This window comes from Paenibacillus sp. OAS669, from assembly GCF_014873645.1.
In the GTDB taxonomy this organism is placed as follows: domain Bacteria; phylum Bacillota; class Bacilli; order Paenibacillales; family NBRC-103111; genus Paenibacillus_S; species Paenibacillus_S vulneris.
The window spans coordinates 462578-479032 of sequence record NZ_JADBDR010000002.1 but is presented as its reverse complement, the minus strand read 5'-3'; the positions used below and the strand labels follow the sequence as shown (position 1 = coordinate 479032).

Below are 16455 nucleotides of genomic sequence, written 5' to 3'. Positions count from 1 at the left end.
CCATTCCACCGTTCTCACAAAGCTTACTCCTGTGGATACGGGAACAGTTCACTCATGGGAACGCTTCGGCCTTCCTCGTTTTTGTAAACGACATGCTCGCGCCTAAGCTGCTTCGGGCTCTCCAAACCGCACGCCGCTGCCAGGGAGAACACGCCTTCCCGCATTTGGAGGATATAGTTCATCACGCGCCATTGTTTTTCTTCCGGAGCCAGGGCTGCTTGGTACTTCGGATCAGTCGTCGTCACGCCCGTCGGGCATTTCCCCGTATGACACTGCATAGCCATAATACAGCCGTTAGCCATCATAAACCCCCGTGCGGAATTGACACAATCCGCCCCAAGCGCCAATGCAATAGCCACCTTATCGGGGGTAATCAGCTTCCCGGAGGCAAAGATTTTGATTCGATCGCGCACACCATAAGCTCTGGCGGTATCATCAAGCAGGATAAGAGCCGGGAACAAGGGCAAGCCCATTCCGTCTGCCATTGCCTTAAAGGTAGCTCCAGATCCGCCTTCGCTTCCGTCGACCGTTATGAAATCCGGATAAATTTTTAGATCCCGCATGCATTGAAACAATGGCTCCAGCCTTCTTTGATCCCCTACGACGATTTTGATGCCTACCGGCTTCCCGCCTTCCACCTGCAGCTTCTTGACAAAAAGCAATGTTTCCTCCGAATTCTTGATAAAGGAAAACCGGTTAGGCGAGTTCACCGTTTCTCCGATCTGAACTTTGCGGATAGCGGCAATTTTCTCATTGACCTTGGCCCCTTCCAGATGGCCTCCGCGAATTTTTGCCCCCTGGGCAAATTTCAATTCAATTGCTTTCACATTAGGAATAGCCGCCTTCGCACGAAATTCCTCCATCGAGAAATTCCCGTCAGCATCCCTGAAGCCGAACAATCCGGGTCCAATCTGAACGATTAAATCCGCGCCGGAAGCCAAATGCTCGGGAGCAATCCCGCCTTCCCCGGTATTGAGCCATGTACCTCCAGCCATCCGGGCCCCCGCTCCCGTGGATTGAATATAATGCTCGCCAACCGCCCCGTAGGAAGTGGCTGAGGCGCCGAACATCCCTTTTACCACCCATGGGTGTCTGCGAGCCTCCCCGATCATGACGGCATCTTCGTCGGGGTAAAGCCAATTTCTGGCCTTTCCCTCCTTCATCCTCTCTCTGCGAGTAAATAAGCCCTCGTTCACGATTTCGTACTTTTTGCCGGTTACATTCTCGCTGTGTTCCACATTCAGCTCATCAAGAAGCTTAGGGAACAGATCATTCGAAAGATAATATCCGGAGGCTTCATAATCGCGCTTGGACCCAAAACTGATCAGGTCTGTACGGTACTTCGCCGCAAATACCACCCCGATAAAATCAGACCGGGAAAACGGCTTCCCCTGCGTGTCGTGGTCAAACCAATATTGACGAAACTCAGGGCCGAGCTTCTCCAGCACATACCTGAGCCATCCCAGATAAGGATGGGCGCGGATGATAGAATGCTGCGGCTTTTTCGAAAGAGCGTACATGTAGGCCAATAATGAGACCGGCAGCAAGATCAGGACTAATAACAAAATGATGAGAATCAGCTGCATATTCCTGCTCCTTTTGCATTAGTAAATAAAACGCAAATTGGTTATAGGTATGCGCGATTTCACCCCGTATGACTAAATAAAGCTAGTTCCATGCTGAATTAGGGATTTTATGTGCATTTAGACATTACGTTCCCTCCTCATCCGTTCAGCTTGTCGCGAATAGCTTGAGGATCGCTCTCATAAATTGGAACATAATATCGATAAGGGGTTGATCCATATGGCGGACCCGAATGCCGTCTTCGAGCATCAGTTTTGGCTGCAAATTTTGGGCGATCATTCACAGTTTATACACAGCACGTTATCTTCCTCCGAAAGTAAAGATATCGAGCAGTCCGGCCAATTCATACGCCAGTTTGATACGCTGCTTGAGCGCTCCCGCGTCCCGCTGGATCAAGCCCAGCTCTCGGAACTGAATCATGCTGCCTATCAAGCCACCATCCGTCTTCGTGCTTATAAACTGAACCTGCTGGAGAGAAATCTGCTGAAGTCCGTCAAAATGAATTTAACGCCTACCTTTCTGAACCATATGGTCAATGAGCTGGAGGAGTATGTCCGCATTCTCGACGAGCTTCTCGCGGGCAAGCCCGTTCCGCATTATCCTCCTCTTCACCACGATTTGATCTGGTTGTCTGATGCTATTTACCACGCTACCGCTCTTTCCAGCGATTTGGACCCCACGGAGAGACAATGGATTGCAAAGAGCAAAGCATTCGAAAAGCAATTTATTGATTTTTATTTAAAATCGGTAGAATTAGCCGGTTATCTGCGTACGATGAGAAGTCAGTATCCTTCATTCATTAAATTTCATCAAGACGTCAACCTGGAATTAACGATATTCATGGCCTTCTTAAAAGAGCTGGAGGAGCTGGAATTGAATAAGGAGCTTCTGAGCAGCTTGAACCCATTAATGCCCGATCATATGTACCGCGAGGAATGCTATTATTTGAAAAAGCTCGCACAATCCGGGGAAATTCCTGCACCGCCTTGTAATCCCGCCACGCCGCGAGTGGAACGCTAGAAAAGAAGCTGCGCCCCCTGGAGCTATTGCTTATTCACCTCCTATTTGTCTTCCCCCGGAATTGATTTATAATGATACAAAAGGAGATGAATTCGCTTTGAAAGATCAACTTATCCAACGATTGACAAGCTACGTCCAGATCGACACGCAATCGGATGCAAGCAGCAAGACCTGTCCTACAACTCCCGGCCAATTGACGCTTGCGCAAAAGCTGGTCGATGAGCTGAAAAGCATCGGAATGTCGGATGTAACGATAGACGATAATGGCTATGTTATGGCCACACTTCCTTCCAATTCTGACAAAGACATACCAACGATCGGCTTTATGGCTCATATGGATACTGCTACGGATTTTACCGGGGCGGGAGTCAAGCCACAGGTGGTAGAAGGCTACGACGGCAAGGATATTATCTTACATAAAGAGCAGCAGATCGTGCTGTCTCCCCAGGATTTCCCGGCATTAGCCGGTTATGTTGGCCATACGTTAATTACGACGGACGGGACTACCTTACTTGGAGCCGATAATAAAGCGGGTATCGCCGAGATTATGACCGCGATGGCGTTCCTGGTTCAGCATCCCGAGATCAAACACGGCAGAGTCCGCGTAGCCTTCACCCCGGATGAGGAGATCGGCAGAGGACCGCATCGCTTCGATGTCGCCGCCTTCGACGCTTCCTATGCATACACCGTGGATGGCGGACCTCTTGGCGAGCTCCAGTACGAGAGCTTCAATGCGGCGCGTGCGCTTGTGACATGCAAAGGCAAAATTGTACATCCGGGAACGGCTAAAGGAAAAATGGTCAATTCCGCGAAGATTGCGATGGAATTTAATGGAAGACTGCCTGTGCAAGAGGCACCGGAGCATACGGAAGGGTATGAGGGCTTTTTCCACTTGATATCTATGCAGGGGGATGTGGAAGAAACCAAGCTTCATTACCTGATTAGAGATTTTGACAAAACGTCCTTTACTAACCGCAAACAGCTAATGACCCAAATTGCGGCGTCCCTGGAGGAGCAGTACGGGAAAGGACGCGTCACGGTAGAAATCGAGGATCAGTACTACAATATGCGGGAGAAAATAGAGCCTGTCCGCCACATTGTAGATATCGCGCAAGAAGCAATGGTAAGTCTGGGTATCGAGCCTGTTATTGAACCGATCCGCGGCGGAACGGACGGTTCGCAGCTGTCCTACATGGGGCTGCCTACCCCGAATATTTTTACAGGCGGGGAGAATTATCATGGCCGGTATGAATTCGTCTCGGTAGATAATATGGAAAAAGCAACTCAAGTCATTATCGAGATTATCAAGCGTTTTGAACAACGCGGCTGAGACTGCCCTCTACGGATGGTACCGAGCGCAAGCGGCTGTCGAATGATTTCGACGGCCATTTACTATGTAGTGAAACATAAAAAAATCCGCGTAGAGACGCGGATTGATAGGCGTTAGAAGATTCTATGGTCAAATAAGGATTAATCAATATCATAGCTGCTTAAAGGAAGAACCACAAACCGGAACAGTAATATGGCCAGCATCAGGAACAGGAGGATTAGACAAGAGTGCTTTTTTCCCAACCAGCCTGCCTCCAAATAGAACTTAAAAGAAAAAGCCAGCGCTATGTATAAAGGAAGCAGTGACACGGTAAGCAGTAGAAAATAGATCGGGCCGTTAGAAGCAAACCCGGTAAAATGAGAATATCCATACCCTATTAGTACAGCCCAGACCACGATGAGCACCGTCCAGAAAACCCCGGTTAACCGGATGAACTCCCTCGTCTTCCATGACAGCATCCAGCCGCAATGCCGGCAATGACCCGCATCAATACAGCTTCGGCATAAGAACCGTTTGCAGCTCGGACATTTTCTGACGGACTCTGTTTGAATATGTTCCGAACAGTTCATCGCTACTCTTCCCTTCGTCCCTTTTCCTTATAGACGCAGTTTAGGAAGTTTTGTTTCCGTTAGCTCGTTGCCAAATTGACATAAGATCGGCTGAAATCCAGCCGCTCCAGGTCGGATTTATCGATGAAAAATTCAAGGATTCCGGCATCCCACCAGCACATGCCTGCTTCGTCCAGGGACGAAACAGATAATAGAGGATGCCAGCTCTTGGCCCCTTGCTTATGCTTATCTTCATTGGCGAGGTAGCCCTCCAGCTGGGGAATGACTTGGGTACGTAGACGCTGTGCGTAATCCATGCTGCCTCTTGCTTCAGCCTCACTAGCCTCCCGCTGAACTTCTTCCACAGTTTTATAATACTTGAAAAGAAGATCCTCCATCCCGTTGCGGCATAAGTAAGCGTCTAGCGGCGTATCTCCCGCCCAGCTTTCATACTGCCCCCATAAAGTATCGCTATGATGCTCAAGCTTATCGTATACTTCTGGAACCTCATCCATCAAAATGTCCCTCACCTGCTCGGGCAAAGTCCAGACAGGATCAAAGGATATCTTATGTGAAACAAAACCGCGATACTCCGCAGCTATTTCCTCCAGCCCCTCCGGCGGTTCCGTCTTTTTCAATAAGCTGACCTCTCCGTCGTAATAATAAATCCGGTGGTCTATATTGTACGCAGGTTCATCCAGGCCCAGGAAGAAGTATAAAATACCCCGCTTCGGAAACCCGTCAAATGGCAAAACGGGAAGCTCCTCCAGATTGATTTGGGCAATGAAGGTCCAGTATTCCCCATCGGAATCAATCGGCCAATCTATGGATGGAGGCAGATCCGGGCATCCCGCAATCCGGCTATTTCCTATGGACGAATAATCCTCTTCCTCCGTAAGTTTATATTGAAGTGAAAGCTCTGCGTGGTCAGCGACTAGCTTTGCCGTTCGTTCATCGAGCTCGTGAGTCTCAATGAACTTTTTCAAATCTTCTAGAACAACTTTAGGGAGCATACTGTAGCTCCCTCCTTCCGCCATGAATTATGATCCGCCTTCAAAACCGATCATTTCTCTTTGCCGTAGTATTCCGCAAAAACATCTGCCAAAGCTTCCGCAGTCTGCAGGCTTTCCTGCAGGGTATTGTTCGTGCCCCCTATTTCCAGCAGCAAGCTTCCCGGCGAAACGGACTGATTGTATTCTCCATTGCCTTGATGGGAGCTCTTCGTAAGAACGCCCCGGGAAAGACCGGGATATTTCTCATCCAGCAGCTTGTCAAGCTTCTCTGCGAACGCTTTGTTCTCAACGTAACCGGAGTGTGCCGTACCAATGACAAACAAAATGCGGGCATATGATTTTCCATCGATGGTGATCGTTGTTTTATCCCGCGGAACATCCGCATCTCGGTGAATATCGAAGAAATAAGTAAGGGTAGGATACGTATTGATTGCTTTTTGAACGGATTGACGGGAAACGGCATATGCCGAAGAAAAGCCCAGCTTCTGCTGTTTCAGCTTTTCCGCGATATCGTCATTACCGGCTAATGCAGGGATTCCTTTCTCCTGCAGACGCTGCTCTAACCGTTTCCCGACCAGGGTGATGTTCAAATTAGGATCATCAACCGAAGAGCCTTTCTTGATGCTGGCCACCTGATTCCATGATTCCTGATTATGAGTATGATAAATATATAGTTGCGGCGCGGACGCCTTGTTAGCAGCTGATGTAGAAGGTACAACCGGCCTTGCCGTTTCTGTCTGTACGACCCAGCTTGCAACATACGCTTTGGTTTGATCTGGGAGAGAAACGACATACCATTCGCCTTTGGTATCCACAATAGGATAAGAGTCACCCGGCTTGGCTTTGCCTGTAATATCGTAGTCCGTTCCGGGACCGCTGCGTAAATTCGTAACGTCGGTAATATGAACGACCGCCTTCTGCTTCGAAGGTTCGCCGGGTGCGGTTTCCTTGGGCTCAGGTTCAGCCTTCTCTGGTTTGCTTACGGCTGATACGGAGGGCTCATATTCGATATATTCCCGGAATACCCAACCGGCTTTCTCCTCCGGCAGCTGAATCTGTACCCAGTCGCCCTGCTCCTTTATTACCTCGTACCTGTTCGATGGCCCGATCATCAAGAGGATGGATGAAGACAAATCAGGCTTTGTACGAACATTCAGCCGATCGACTGTGCTTCTCGCAAATGATTTTTGAACCTTCTCATCACGCTGATTGATTGGCGCTTTATTGCTTGGAATGAGGACTGCTGTTCCCTCCGCTCTCTCCTGAGCGTGTATTGGGGTAGCATTATGCGCGCCGATAAGCAGAAAAGAGCCAACGGCTGCGCAAATCACTTTATAACGTAACAATTGCTCTCCAACTCCCTATGCCGATAATGTCCTTACGAATTCGACACAGGCAAGACAAATCCCTCCTAGAAATCCAAAAACCGACAGAATCATTGGCAAAATATGGACATAAAGTGACAATACAGACAGATAGAAACACTGCGGTTTTCTTCCGGAATCCACAGTAGGCCGAAACGGCAAAAAAACGCCAGCCGAAGCTCGGCTGACGTCATGAATCCCTATTTCTCTTTTTTAGTAGGCAGTCCAGCCTGCATCCGCCGTTATAACCGTACCGTTGACAAAGCTTGCGTCATCCGATGCGAGGAACAGCGCTACCTTAGCTATTTCCTCCGGCTCTCCCGTACGGGGATTCAGGTTAATGCCAGCCATAGCTCTTTCCATCCCGAATGCATTGGGCGAGCTGATCGTTGTGCCGATATTCGTATTGACTCCCCTAGCAACTTTACCGGATAGCTTCATATGGAGCGCCTCCACTATATTTTTTCGAAATCAGCCGCATTCACTTATAGAGACATTCTGTAAATGGCAACAGTATCTTCGCGGTTCAGCTTGCGAAAATGACCGTAATCTCCATAGATCATGGCCTTATCGGCCATAGTTTCAATCGATGTTTCATCAATCTGATAATCCTTCAGACGGCTGGGCGCGCCGATGGATGTCCAGAATGAACGCAAAGCTTCAATTCCTTCCTCCGCGATGAGGCGATCCGATTTGCCTTCTTTGCTAACGCCAAACACATTGACCGCGAATTGCTTGAAGCGTTCCACACCTGCATCCAGATTATATTTCATCCAATTGGGAAACAGAATGGCCAGGCCGCCTCCGTGCGGAATATCATGGACTGCAGATACGGCATGCTCCAGATTATGGGTTGCCCAATCGCCGCGAATGCCCATGCTGAGCACGCCGTTCAACGCCATCGTACCGCAGTACATAATCGTCGAACGATGCTCAAAGCTTTGCAGGTCTTGAAGCAGCTTCGGAGCCGTATCTATCACTGTTCTCAAAATGGTTTCGCAGAAGCCGTCCTGTACTGGAGTATTCGGGACGTGATGGAAATAGGACTCCAGCACGTGGGACATAATGTCCACCATTCCGTAGACCGTCTGGTCTGCCGGCAAGGAGATCGTATGCTCCGGATCCAGAATCGAAAACTTCGGGAAAGAGTACGGGCTTCCCCAACCGAGCTTCTCTTTGGTTTCCCAGTTGGTGATAACAGAGCCCGCATTCATCTCCGAACCCGTTGCGGCAATCGTTAATACGGTCCCAAGAGGAAGAGCCCCTGCCGCCGCTGCTTTACGTGTAATAATATCCCAAACATCACCTTCGTACTTAGCTCCTACTGCAATAGCTTTGGAGCAGTCGATGACGCTTCCCCCGCCCACAGCAAGAATGAGATCGATTTGGTGTTTACGGCATAAATCTACTCCTTTATGCACCGTTGTGAGCCGGGGATTCGGCTCAACGCCGCTTAATTCGGTCACTTGGGCACCGATGCCGTTCAAGCTGGCCATCACTTTATCATACAAACCATTGCGCTTGATGCTTCCTCCGCCATAAACTAGCAGTACCCGTTTGCCGTAAGCTTGAACCTCCGTCGCCAATTGCTCCAGTTGTCCTTTACCGAAGATAAGCTTCGTCGGATTTTGAAAAACAAATGAGTTCATTCCGTTTAAGCCGCCTCCTCTATTTCATAAGTTCTGATCCTATTCTACAGGTAACCAACCAGGGGCATTCATAATCCTGTTCCACAAAGGAGAAGGAATCACTAGACGTTCCTGGGCGTCCTTCTTCAGGGTAACTTCGATTTCCGTTTCCCGACCTTCTTCTACCTTCTGCACCCAATCCGGATCGATAAGCAGCTCCCTGCCAAGCGCAATAAGCGGAATACCGGCATCATAAGCCTTCAAAGCTTCCTCTGCGGTATGAATTGAGCCCACTCCTATCAATGGGACGCGGTCGGCTACTTTTTCCTTAATCAATTCCATTCTCGGGCGATCCAGATCATCCCCGCTTCTGGCATTAGACCAGAAATCCATTAGGGACACATGAAGATAATCCAGCCCTTTGGTTGATAAGGCTTCTACCAGTTCGTACGTATCCGTCATCGTAATTCCTGGACGCTCTGCTTCTTCGGGGGAGAACCGATATCCGATCAAAAACGGACTCTTCGCATATCGCTCAACAGCTCGCTTCACCTCATCGACTACAACAAGCGGGAACGCCATCCTTTTCTTCAGAGTGCCTCCCCACTCATCTTCACGAGTATTGGAATGCGGGGAGAAAAACTGCTGAATCAGATATCCGTTCGCTCCATGAATTTCAATCCCGTCAAAGCCCGCCTCAATGGCTCTTCTTGTAGCTTCCCCAAAATCTTTAATTATAGAAGCTACCTCTTCATTCGAGAGTGCCCGAGGCGTAACGGATGGGTTTTGCGAGCTGGGTACGCTGCCGGCGCTGACTACGTCTCCTTGAGGAACTAATTCAGGAGGACACTCCCGCCCCCCGTGAAAAATTTGGAGCACAGCCTTCGAACCCTTGTCCTTGATCGCCGACGCCAGTCTGCGTAAGCTTGGGATCATTTCATCGCGGTCCGCACCGAACTCCCCGTGAAATCCTTTCCCATTCGGTGTGACATAAGCGCAAGCTGTGATGACCATGCCCACTTGACCGGAGCGTCGTTCATAATACCGGATCTCCTCGTCCGTAACGGTGCCGTCTGGGTTCGAGGACCAATTTGTCATGGGAGCCATAACAATTCGGTTGCTCAATTGGACACCGCTTGGAAAAGTATACGATTGGAATAATGGTTTATAGATTGGGTTCATACAGAATGCCTCCTCCAGGTACAATAAATGTAATCTGTAATCATAATAATAACAGTAATCAATATGATAACAGATCTAAATTCACAATACAATGGTTCCCTGGATTGAACAAAACTATCGAAGCCATTAGCAGAACGAAAAAAGCCGCTGCAAAAGCGGCTTTAGATAACAATTTGAATACGGGTACCTTGCCCTAGTTGACTTGATACTTGAATCTCCCCGCCGTGAGCCGCAATAATATCGCGTGCTATGGCCATGCCAAGCCCCGACCCTTTATGGAGCTCCCCCGTATGCGTCCCCCGATAATATCGGTCAAAGATCCTGCCCTGCTCCTCTTCTTTTATGCCTTTCCCGTTATCTTCAATGCGGATCAGAGTTCTTGGCCCCTGTTCCACGCTAACATGAATAACAACCTTCTCATCGTTATGAACGATGGAATTATAGATAAGATTGCTGATTGCTCTGCGCATCAGAATCTCGTCCAGCTCCAGCATGATGATATCCTGGCTGTACTGAAAATGGATGCTGCGGTCCGAATACCTGGCATCGTTCAATGTGTCAATGACCACATTCCTTATTAGAGTTACAAGGTTCAAGTTTTTTATATTCAGGGACCATTGCTTATTCTTCAGCCGGGTAGACAGATTCAGATCGTCTATGACTTCTTTCAAGTACGTGGACTTGCGTTCAATGATCCCGGCATACTCTCGCATCTCATCTATTGAAAATTGATATTCGCGGTCCTTCATAATTTCTGCGTACCCTTGAATGGAGGCTAGTGGAGTTTTAATATCATGGGAAATATTGGCGATCCATTCCTCCTTCATTCGGTCCATAGTCTTTCTTTCATTCTCATGTGCCTGTAGTTCTTCTGACAGGTGATTCATATTGATGAATACATCCTTATAAATCCCCGGTTGGGTGAAATGGATTGAGTAGTCCTTGCCCGCGAGGCTTTTGATACCATCAATTAAAAGGTGCAAAGGCTTGGTTAATCTTTTGCTGAACAAATACCCGATAAACAAAGCGATCAAGCCGTCCATCGTTAGTACCAGAACGCCGACTATGTTGAACAACCTTCCGGCATGACGGTAATCAATCGACAAAACGAACCTGGACAAAAAGGGATTCTCAACGCCGATAAAATAACTGTATTTATAGTTCTCTGCCGATTTTTCTCCAATGTAGACCGTTGTACTAGAATTGATCTCTTTATATTTGTACATTTGGATAATGTCCAGCGGCGAATACTTGTCCTTAACTCCTTCGGGGGTTAAATAGCTGAATACCTGCCGTCCATCCTCATCCAGCACCTGAATCCATGCTTTGTTGCTTAGTAGCACTTCCTGCCCTTCTTCTGTAAGTGAAACCTGATGATTGGCAATAACGATCTGTTCGGCGAAATTCCGGGTCATGGTCTCCGCAGAGGCTTCACTCCGGTTGAAGAGCGAGCTGCCTATAACCGAATGGGCTATAAGCAATCCGAGCAAAAGTACCATATTGAAAAATACGACCAAAATGACAATAAGAACGACGGATACCAGAAATCGGCCGGTCAGCTTCCATTTCATCTGCTTGGCTCATCCTTCACCACCAGCTTGTAGCCCAACCCTTTTACCGTGACCAAATACACCGGATTGGAAGGATCCTCCTCCATTTTCTCACGCAGCCTGCGTATGTGAACCATCACTGTGTTGTCATAACCAAAGAAATCCTCCCCCCACACCTTATCATAGATCGTTTCTTTGCTAATGATTTGATTCGGATGCTTCAGAAAGAGATTGATCAAACCAAGCTCCTTGGGCTTGAGATCAATGACCCTCCCATTCTTGCTGAACTCGACCTTCTGTTCGTTCAGTTCAAACGGACCCGCTTTAAGCAATGGGTCTGATTTTTCTTCCATCTGCTTGTAATCGGCTCGTCTCAGGTGTGCCTTAACCCGATAAGCCACTTCTTTCGGGCTGAACGGCTTGGTTATATAATCGTCGCCGCCAATAGCCAGACCAAGAATTTTATCGACTTCTTCGGTCTTCGCAGATAAAAATAAGATCGGCACATGCGAAACGGCTCTAATTTGCTTGCATATCTCATAGCCTTCCCCATCCGGAAGCATAATGTCTAACAGGACGATATCCGGCTGTTTCTCCTGAAACTGGTTCCATCCCTCCGCCGCGGTTGCCGCAGAGTATACAGGATCAATCCCTTCTTTCATAAGGACGGTTCGAAGCAGCCGTACAATATCCTCCTCATCGTCGATAATCAGAACCTTCTTAGGATGCGTCATCCCATCACCTCCGTGCCGTATCCCTGCCATGCTGTTCCCTAATACTATATACGATCCGCTGATTTTTTTCATAGCTTTTGCATAAAAAGAGTACCTATGCATCGCGGCTGGAACGTATTTATTGACAAGTTCCATTGGAGCTATTCCTTCGAGGACGGATTAGAAAGGAGCATCCTGGTCTTTTCGGGGATATCGTCCAAATGCACCTCCTGGTAGGAGCTTACCCCCTTGGTTTTGACATACAAGCGTAAATACGCTTCCTTTCGCAGCTCTTTTGCCGCTGTAAAGGTTAAGGTTTTCACCGAGCCATGCTTATCATATCCTTGTACTGTATATTCATAGGTTTTGTACTTTTCTCCGGTGCTTGTATTTCCCTCTATTTTCTTTCCTTCGTTCACTTGGACATAATAGGACTCCGTACCGAGTCTGTTCATATTTCCATTTTGCATCAACATCAGCAATACCGCTGCAATACCAACAACAATGATGGTGATAACTGTCGTTTTTTTCATCCCGTTTCCCCCTTAATAGGAATCCTATTGATTCGCTTTTACAGCAATCTTGTAATACGCATTTACCGTTAAAAAGTAGTAAGCGATATATATGAAGGTATATACTCCTATGCAGATCAGGACCGGAATAGTCAGATTGGTCAGCAATAGCTTGGACAAGGCGGTTAAAGCTACCGTAGAGTGGGCAACCCCAGCTGCTAAAGGAAGGGCAAATACAAATAAGACCTGCTTGGCAATGGTGCTCTTCATTTCTTTCTTATTTACACCGATCTTGTGCAAAATCAGGTACCGCCCTTTATCTGCATTCGCTTCGGTCAATTGCTTGAAGTAAATCACACTTCCGGTTGCAGCCAGGAAAACAAGTCCCAGGAATCCGCTCATAAAAATTAGCAAACCCGTTCCTTCCATTCCGGAGGCATAGTTCCGATAGAAGCTGGAAAAATGAGCGTCGTCCGGCAGTACCGACTCAATCTCCTTGGTCAGCTGTTTGGCATGATCCTCATGAGTAATCTTGTACGCTTCCAGCTGATCTGGCGTGAGCTGCTGCTCCAAACGGGAGAACATCTCATCGCTGATAACAATCGTTGAGTAAGCAGTGCTAAGATTCAGTACGCTGTATTGCTTTATTTCCTTGAACGTTACAGTTTCCTTCGTTTTCCCTTTTGTCAGCAGGAAGGAAGAGCCGACGTATTGAGGCGATACCCCCTCCATGTACACCGGATCCAGCAGAACCGCTTCATTCGCTTGCAGCTTGAGGGAATCCGTTCTTTGCTGCAGACTCGCCAATTGATTAAACATACGGTTAGATATCAATGTGTAGGACCAGCCGCTATCCGGATTCATATCCTTCTGATCCGCCTTTATCATATCCGCCTGAATGGCGGGAACAGTTAAGTGGTACAAGACATGATGCTCTCCGCTCTTGTCGATAATAGACTGTACCTTGCCGGCCACCTCTTTATTTGCCGCAATAAACATCATGCTATTGGGATTTGCTTGCTCTACCGTGCTTCTGTTGTTGTAATAAAAGCCGTACGCCGTTCCAACAGCCGACAACGTCGTGGCACTGAGCACGGCAATCATCGTTAAGGTTCTTGCATTGCCCTTGATACGATACAGAAGCTGTGAGATTCCTATCATACGAATCCCGCTCCAGTACTTCTTTTTATTTCTTTGGGACAGCTTCAGGAGCGCCACGGTTAAAGAGTTAAATAATAGATAGGTGCCTAGAATCACGGTCACCAGAATAACCAGCGGGGTTACCATCAACCCTAGTGCCGCCCACACCTGGGATTTCAGTAAATTCTGAAGTGCGAGCCAATAGCCGAAGCCGATCAGAAGCACAGATAAAATTGCGATAGCATAGGAGATCTTGGGCTCCTGTTCCCCTTCTTGATCTGCGCGAAACAACTCGATTATTTGAAAGCGATAAATCAGCCGGTATCCTTGAATGGAGGTCAGCAATGTGATAACGAAGAACACGATCACCGTATTCAAGATGGCCGCTGATGAAATCGTGAAATGATTCATCGCATCGTACCCCATCACTTTCATAAGAAGAACAACGAAAAATTTGGACAGCAGCGAACCCAGAGCCATCCCGATCAACAGCGCCAGAAGTCCCATGATGAAATTTTCATAAAACAGCATCCGCCCTATCTGCTTCTTACGGACTCCGAGCAGCGACAACAGCCCAACCTCTTTTTTACGCTTGCGCATAAAAAAACCATTGGAATACCAGATGAAGACCGCCACAAAAACCATTAATACTACAGCTGCACTGCTGAAGGCAGAGCTGATTTTGACAGAAGAGCCGGTTGAAGCCAGAATCGTCTGATCATACTTTAAGGAAACAAAGACGAAGTAAATCAGGATGCTGAAAATCATGGATGCAAAGTATACGAAATAGTTGGTAAAATTGTTTTTTATATTTTTCCGGGCAATGCTAAACAGCGTCATGATGTCCACCTCCTAGAGAGGCGAGGACCGCCAGGATCTCTTGAAAAAAATCTTTGCGCTCCAGGTTCTCTCTATAGAGCTCCTTGTACAGCTGCCCGTCTTTGATGAAAACCACTCTCTTGCAGAAGCTTGCGGCATAGGCATCATGCGTGACCATCAGAATGGTTGAACGGTTGCTGTCATTAAGCTTGCCCAAGCTTTCCAGCAAGCTGGTTGCCGATTTGGAATCCAACGCTCCGGTCGGCTCATCCGCCAGAATCAGGCTTGGATTCGTGATGATCGCACGCGACGCAGCCGTTCGCTGCTTCTGTCCTCCCGAAATATGGTATGGGTATTTGTCCAATATTCCCCGAATTCCAAAGGTATTTGCGATACGCTGGACTCTTGCTTCAATTTCGTCCGCAGGGACTTTCGATAAAGCCAGCGGGAGCAATATATTTTCTTTCACCGTCAGCGTGTCGAGCAAATGGTAATCCTGAAATATAAAACCAAGCTTATTTCTGCGGAAATCGGATAATTGCTCTTCGTTCATATGAACGATATCCTGATCTGCGATCGTAATCTCGCCCGCTGAAGGCGTATCTATAGTAGAAAAGATATTCAATAACGTTGATTTTCCCGCTCCGGACGGGCCCATAATCCCCACAAATTCCCCTTCTTGGATCTCCAGATTAATATCCTCCAAGGCGGTATATACATTCCCTTTGGTACCGAATACTTTTCTCACATGCTTTGCCTGCAATATCGTGTTCATGCTTCTACCTCCGTCATGATGTCGTTTTATTCAAGTGAAACCATTGTTCCGACATGGAATCATTACAGAAGGATAGTATAAGCGCTGAACCTTACAAGCTTATGACCTTAACCTTTCATCAACCTTAACAAATCCCCTGTTCTTCTATGGAGTCAACAAAGTTTTCAGATAAAAAAGCCCGACTCCATCATGATCTGGAGTACAGGCTTGCTACAAAATCTCTTCATTGTCCAGCATAATCGATTCAGTCTCTCTCCAAAGTCGCGGTAGAAAGCGCAGCACGTCCTCGACACGACGAGCAAGATCGCCGGACGAGGTGATCCCGAGGTCAACGACGAATTCCTCATACGCCGGATATAACTCAATTTGTTGTTTCGGGGCATCTGCAGAGAGTATTTTGTGGCAGCGGGTGAAGGTCGCACCGATCCAGAACACCGCCTCGCGGTGATATCCGTCGCGGATAAGGTTGTCGCTGCCGTCAATCGCAATCGGTCGTGAAGCGGCGGTGATGTCGCTACTAAAGAAGAATCGGGTCTTGGCGTGCTCCGCGGTGATGTCAAAGGTACGGGCAAGCGCATTCAGATGATGCCTGGTAAGCTCAGGGGTCCAATGCTCGCAGCCCAGTAACCTCAACAATTCCCGAATAGATGTCGGTTCGCCCGAACTCCTGAAGCACGTTATACGCAGCCAGGTAGCGAAGCCGAACAGTAGGGTTGCGAAGAGCCGCGACGAGAAGGATGTGTGTGGTGACTCCGGTCATGAACAACCATGCCATAATCTGGTCATGCCATGGTGCGGTCCGATCGATGCTCCGTAACCCATGCTCTATTTTCTGCCTAGCGTTTTCGCAGCGTCTCCTCACCCATCCCCTCTCTGCAAAATGGCGCTCCACCTTCTGCTGCACTTCGCGCAGCTGTCCGGTAGGATCTGCAATGATGGTATCCATGCGTAAGCTTCCGGCTAGGTGATATGATGCCAGAACCTCCTCCGTAGAGGAGATCTGGTTCCATGACAAGAAGGTTATTTCGATTAGCGCACCGAGGTAGATGAACTTCCCCGGTTTCAGAGGTGGATTTTCCTCGGAGGTAACAACGACAATATCAATATCAGAGCCTATTGGCATCATCGCGTCATTCGACTGACCAACCGTCGAGCCGCTGAAGTACGCCCCCATGAACCATGCTTCTTGACTAGTATACTGAATGACCCACTCCATTGAAGCCGCTCGAGCCGTCCCTATATTCATGAATGATCCCTCCAATCCTATGTTCAGGCAA

Annotated in this window: 15 protein-coding genes and 1 pseudogene; 2 read left to right on the top strand and 14 right to left on the bottom strand. The window is 48.0% G+C overall.

Features of this window, described 5'->3' with window-relative positions; all coding sequences use genetic code 11:
• Window positions 1-23: 23 nt before the first annotated feature.
• Entirely contained in the window at window positions 24-1586 is a 1563-nt protein-coding gene (locus GGC63_RS07385; RefSeq protein WP_192701737.1) for an FMN-binding glutamate synthase family protein, read from the bottom strand.
• A 217-nt stretch (window positions 1587-1803) separates the two neighbouring features.
• Here GGC63_RS07385 and GGC63_RS07380 point away from each other — a divergent pair, with 217 nt between their 5' ends.
• Both GGC63_RS07380 and pepT read left to right on the top strand, forming a co-directional pair.
• Entirely contained in the window at window positions 1804-2604 is an 801-nt protein-coding gene (locus GGC63_RS07380; protein ID WP_192701736.1) for a DUF2935 domain-containing protein, read from the top strand.
• 97 nt (window positions 2605-2701) lie between these two features.
• A complete protein-coding gene (gene pepT / locus GGC63_RS07375; RefSeq protein WP_192701735.1) occupies window positions 2702-3934 on the top strand; it encodes a peptidase T in 1233 nt (410 codons plus the stop codon).
• A 140-nt stretch (window positions 3935-4074) separates the two neighbouring features.
• On the opposite strand, the gene GGC63_RS07370 is transcribed toward pepT, so the two are convergent.
• The 13 genes and pseudogenes from GGC63_RS07370 to GGC63_RS34390 all read right to left on the bottom strand — a co-directional run bounded on the left by GGC63_RS07370 (window position 4075) and on the right by GGC63_RS34390 (window position 16424).
• Window positions 4075-4503, bottom strand: a complete 429-nt coding sequence (locus GGC63_RS07370) for a hypothetical protein (protein WP_192701734.1) — start codon at window positions 4501-4503, stop codon at window positions 4075-4077.
• A gap of 59 nt (window positions 4504-4562) precedes the next feature.
• Window positions 4563-5495, bottom strand: coding sequence for a YwqG family protein (locus GGC63_RS07365; RefSeq protein ID WP_192701733.1), 933 nt, complete (start codon window positions 5493-5495; stop codon window positions 4563-4565).
• A 50-nt stretch (window positions 5496-5545) separates the two neighbouring features.
• Window positions 5546-6841 carry a stage II sporulation protein P gene (gene spoIIP, locus GGC63_RS07360; protein ID WP_192701732.1) on the bottom strand — a complete coding sequence of 432 codons (1296 nt, stop codon included), beginning with the start codon at window positions 6839-6841 and terminating at the stop codon, window positions 5546-5548.
• Between the two features lie 231 nt (window positions 6842-7072).
• A pseudogene (locus GGC63_RS07355) lies at window positions 7073-7273 on the bottom strand (SDR family oxidoreductase); the annotation flags it as partial.
• Window positions 7274-7344: 71 nt separating this feature from the next.
• Window positions 7345-8508, bottom strand: a complete 1164-nt coding sequence (locus tag GGC63_RS07350) for an iron-containing alcohol dehydrogenase (protein ID WP_192701731.1) — start codon at window positions 8506-8508, stop codon at window positions 7345-7347.
• Window positions 8509-8547: 39 nt separating this feature from the next.
• Window positions 8548-9669, bottom strand: a complete 1122-nt coding sequence (locus GGC63_RS07345) for an NADH-dependent flavin oxidoreductase (protein ID WP_192701730.1) — start codon at window positions 9667-9669, stop codon at window positions 8548-8550.
• A gap of 161 nt (window positions 9670-9830) precedes the next feature.
• Window positions 9831-11240, bottom strand: coding sequence for a sensor histidine kinase (locus tag GGC63_RS07340; protein ID WP_192701729.1), 1410 nt, complete (start codon window positions 11238-11240; stop codon window positions 9831-9833).
• Window positions 11237-11953 (bottom strand): response regulator transcription factor, encoded by a 717-nt coding sequence (locus tag GGC63_RS07335; RefSeq protein WP_192701728.1) that lies wholly within the window; start codon window positions 11951-11953, stop codon window positions 11237-11239. The genes GGC63_RS07340 and GGC63_RS07335 overlap by 4 nt, the downstream gene beginning before the upstream one ends.
• A 140-nt stretch (window positions 11954-12093) precedes the next feature.
• The gene (locus GGC63_RS07330) at window positions 12094-12465 is read right to left on the bottom strand and encodes a YxeA family protein (RefSeq protein WP_192701727.1); all 372 of its coding nucleotides are present in this window, start codon (window positions 12463-12465) and stop codon (window positions 12094-12096) included.
• 24 nt (window positions 12466-12489) lie between these two features.
• Entirely contained in the window at window positions 12490-14424 is a 1935-nt protein-coding gene (locus GGC63_RS07325; protein WP_192701726.1) for an ABC transporter permease, read from the bottom strand.
• A complete protein-coding gene (locus tag GGC63_RS07320) occupies window positions 14411-15178 on the bottom strand; it encodes an ABC transporter ATP-binding protein (protein ID WP_192701725.1) in 768 nt (255 codons plus the stop codon). The genes GGC63_RS07325 and GGC63_RS07320 overlap by 14 nt, the downstream gene beginning before the upstream one ends.
• A 210-nt stretch (window positions 15179-15388) precedes the next feature.
• Window positions 15389-15811: a hypothetical protein gene (locus GGC63_RS34395; RefSeq protein WP_225948011.1), complete on the bottom strand. Its 423-nt coding sequence runs from the start codon at window positions 15809-15811 to the stop codon at window positions 15389-15391.
• On the bottom strand, window positions 15777-16424 hold the full coding sequence (locus GGC63_RS34390) for a hypothetical protein (RefSeq protein ID WP_225948010.1): 648 nt from the start codon (window positions 16422-16424) through the stop codon (window positions 15777-15779). Before GGC63_RS34390 ends, GGC63_RS34395 begins: the two co-directional genes overlap by 35 nt.
• Window positions 16425-16455 lie beyond the last annotated feature (31 nt).

Excerpts from the sequence above, each read along its gene's own strand:
- GGC63_RS07385 (WP_192701737.1), bottom strand. The coding sequence starts at position 1,586 with ATGCAGCTGATTCTCATCATTTTGTTATTAGTCCTGATCTTGCTGCCG.
- GGC63_RS07380 (WP_192701736.1), top strand. The coding sequence starts at position 1,804 with ATGGCGGACCCGAATGCCGTCTTCGAGCATCAGTTTTGGCTGCAAATT.
- GGC63_RS07370 (WP_192701734.1), bottom strand. The coding sequence starts at position 4,503 with ATGAACTGTTCGGAACATATTCAAACAGAGTCCGTCAGAAAATGTCCG.
- GGC63_RS07365 (WP_192701733.1), bottom strand. The coding sequence starts at position 5,495 with ATGCTCCCTAAAGTTGTTCTAGAAGATTTGAAAAAGTTCATTGAGACT.
- GGC63_RS07350 (WP_192701731.1), bottom strand. The coding sequence starts at position 8,508 with ATGAACTCATTTGTTTTTCAAAATCCGACGAAGCTTATCTTCGGTAAA.
- GGC63_RS07345 (WP_192701730.1), bottom strand. The coding sequence starts at position 9,669 with ATGAACCCAATCTATAAACCATTATTCCAATCGTATACTTTTCCAAGC.
- GGC63_RS07340 (WP_192701729.1), bottom strand. The coding sequence starts at position 11,240 with ATGAAATGGAAGCTGACCGGCCGATTTCTGGTATCCGTCGTTCTTATT.
- GGC63_RS07335 (WP_192701728.1), bottom strand. The coding sequence starts at position 11,953 with ATGACGCATCCTAAGAAGGTTCTGATTATCGACGATGAGGAGGATATT.
- GGC63_RS07330 (WP_192701727.1), bottom strand. The coding sequence starts at position 12,465 with ATGAAAAAAACGACAGTTATCACCATCATTGTTGTTGGTATTGCAGCG.
- GGC63_RS07325 (WP_192701726.1), bottom strand. The coding sequence starts at position 14,424 with ATGACGCTGTTTAGCATTGCCCGGAAAAATATAAAAAACAATTTTACC.
- GGC63_RS07320 (WP_192701725.1), bottom strand. The coding sequence starts at position 15,178 with ATGAACACGATATTGCAGGCAAAGCATGTGAGAAAAGTATTCGGTACC.
- GGC63_RS34390 (WP_225948010.1), bottom strand. The coding sequence starts at position 16,424 with ATGAATATAGGGACGGCTCGAGCGGCTTCAATGGAGTGGGTCATTCAG.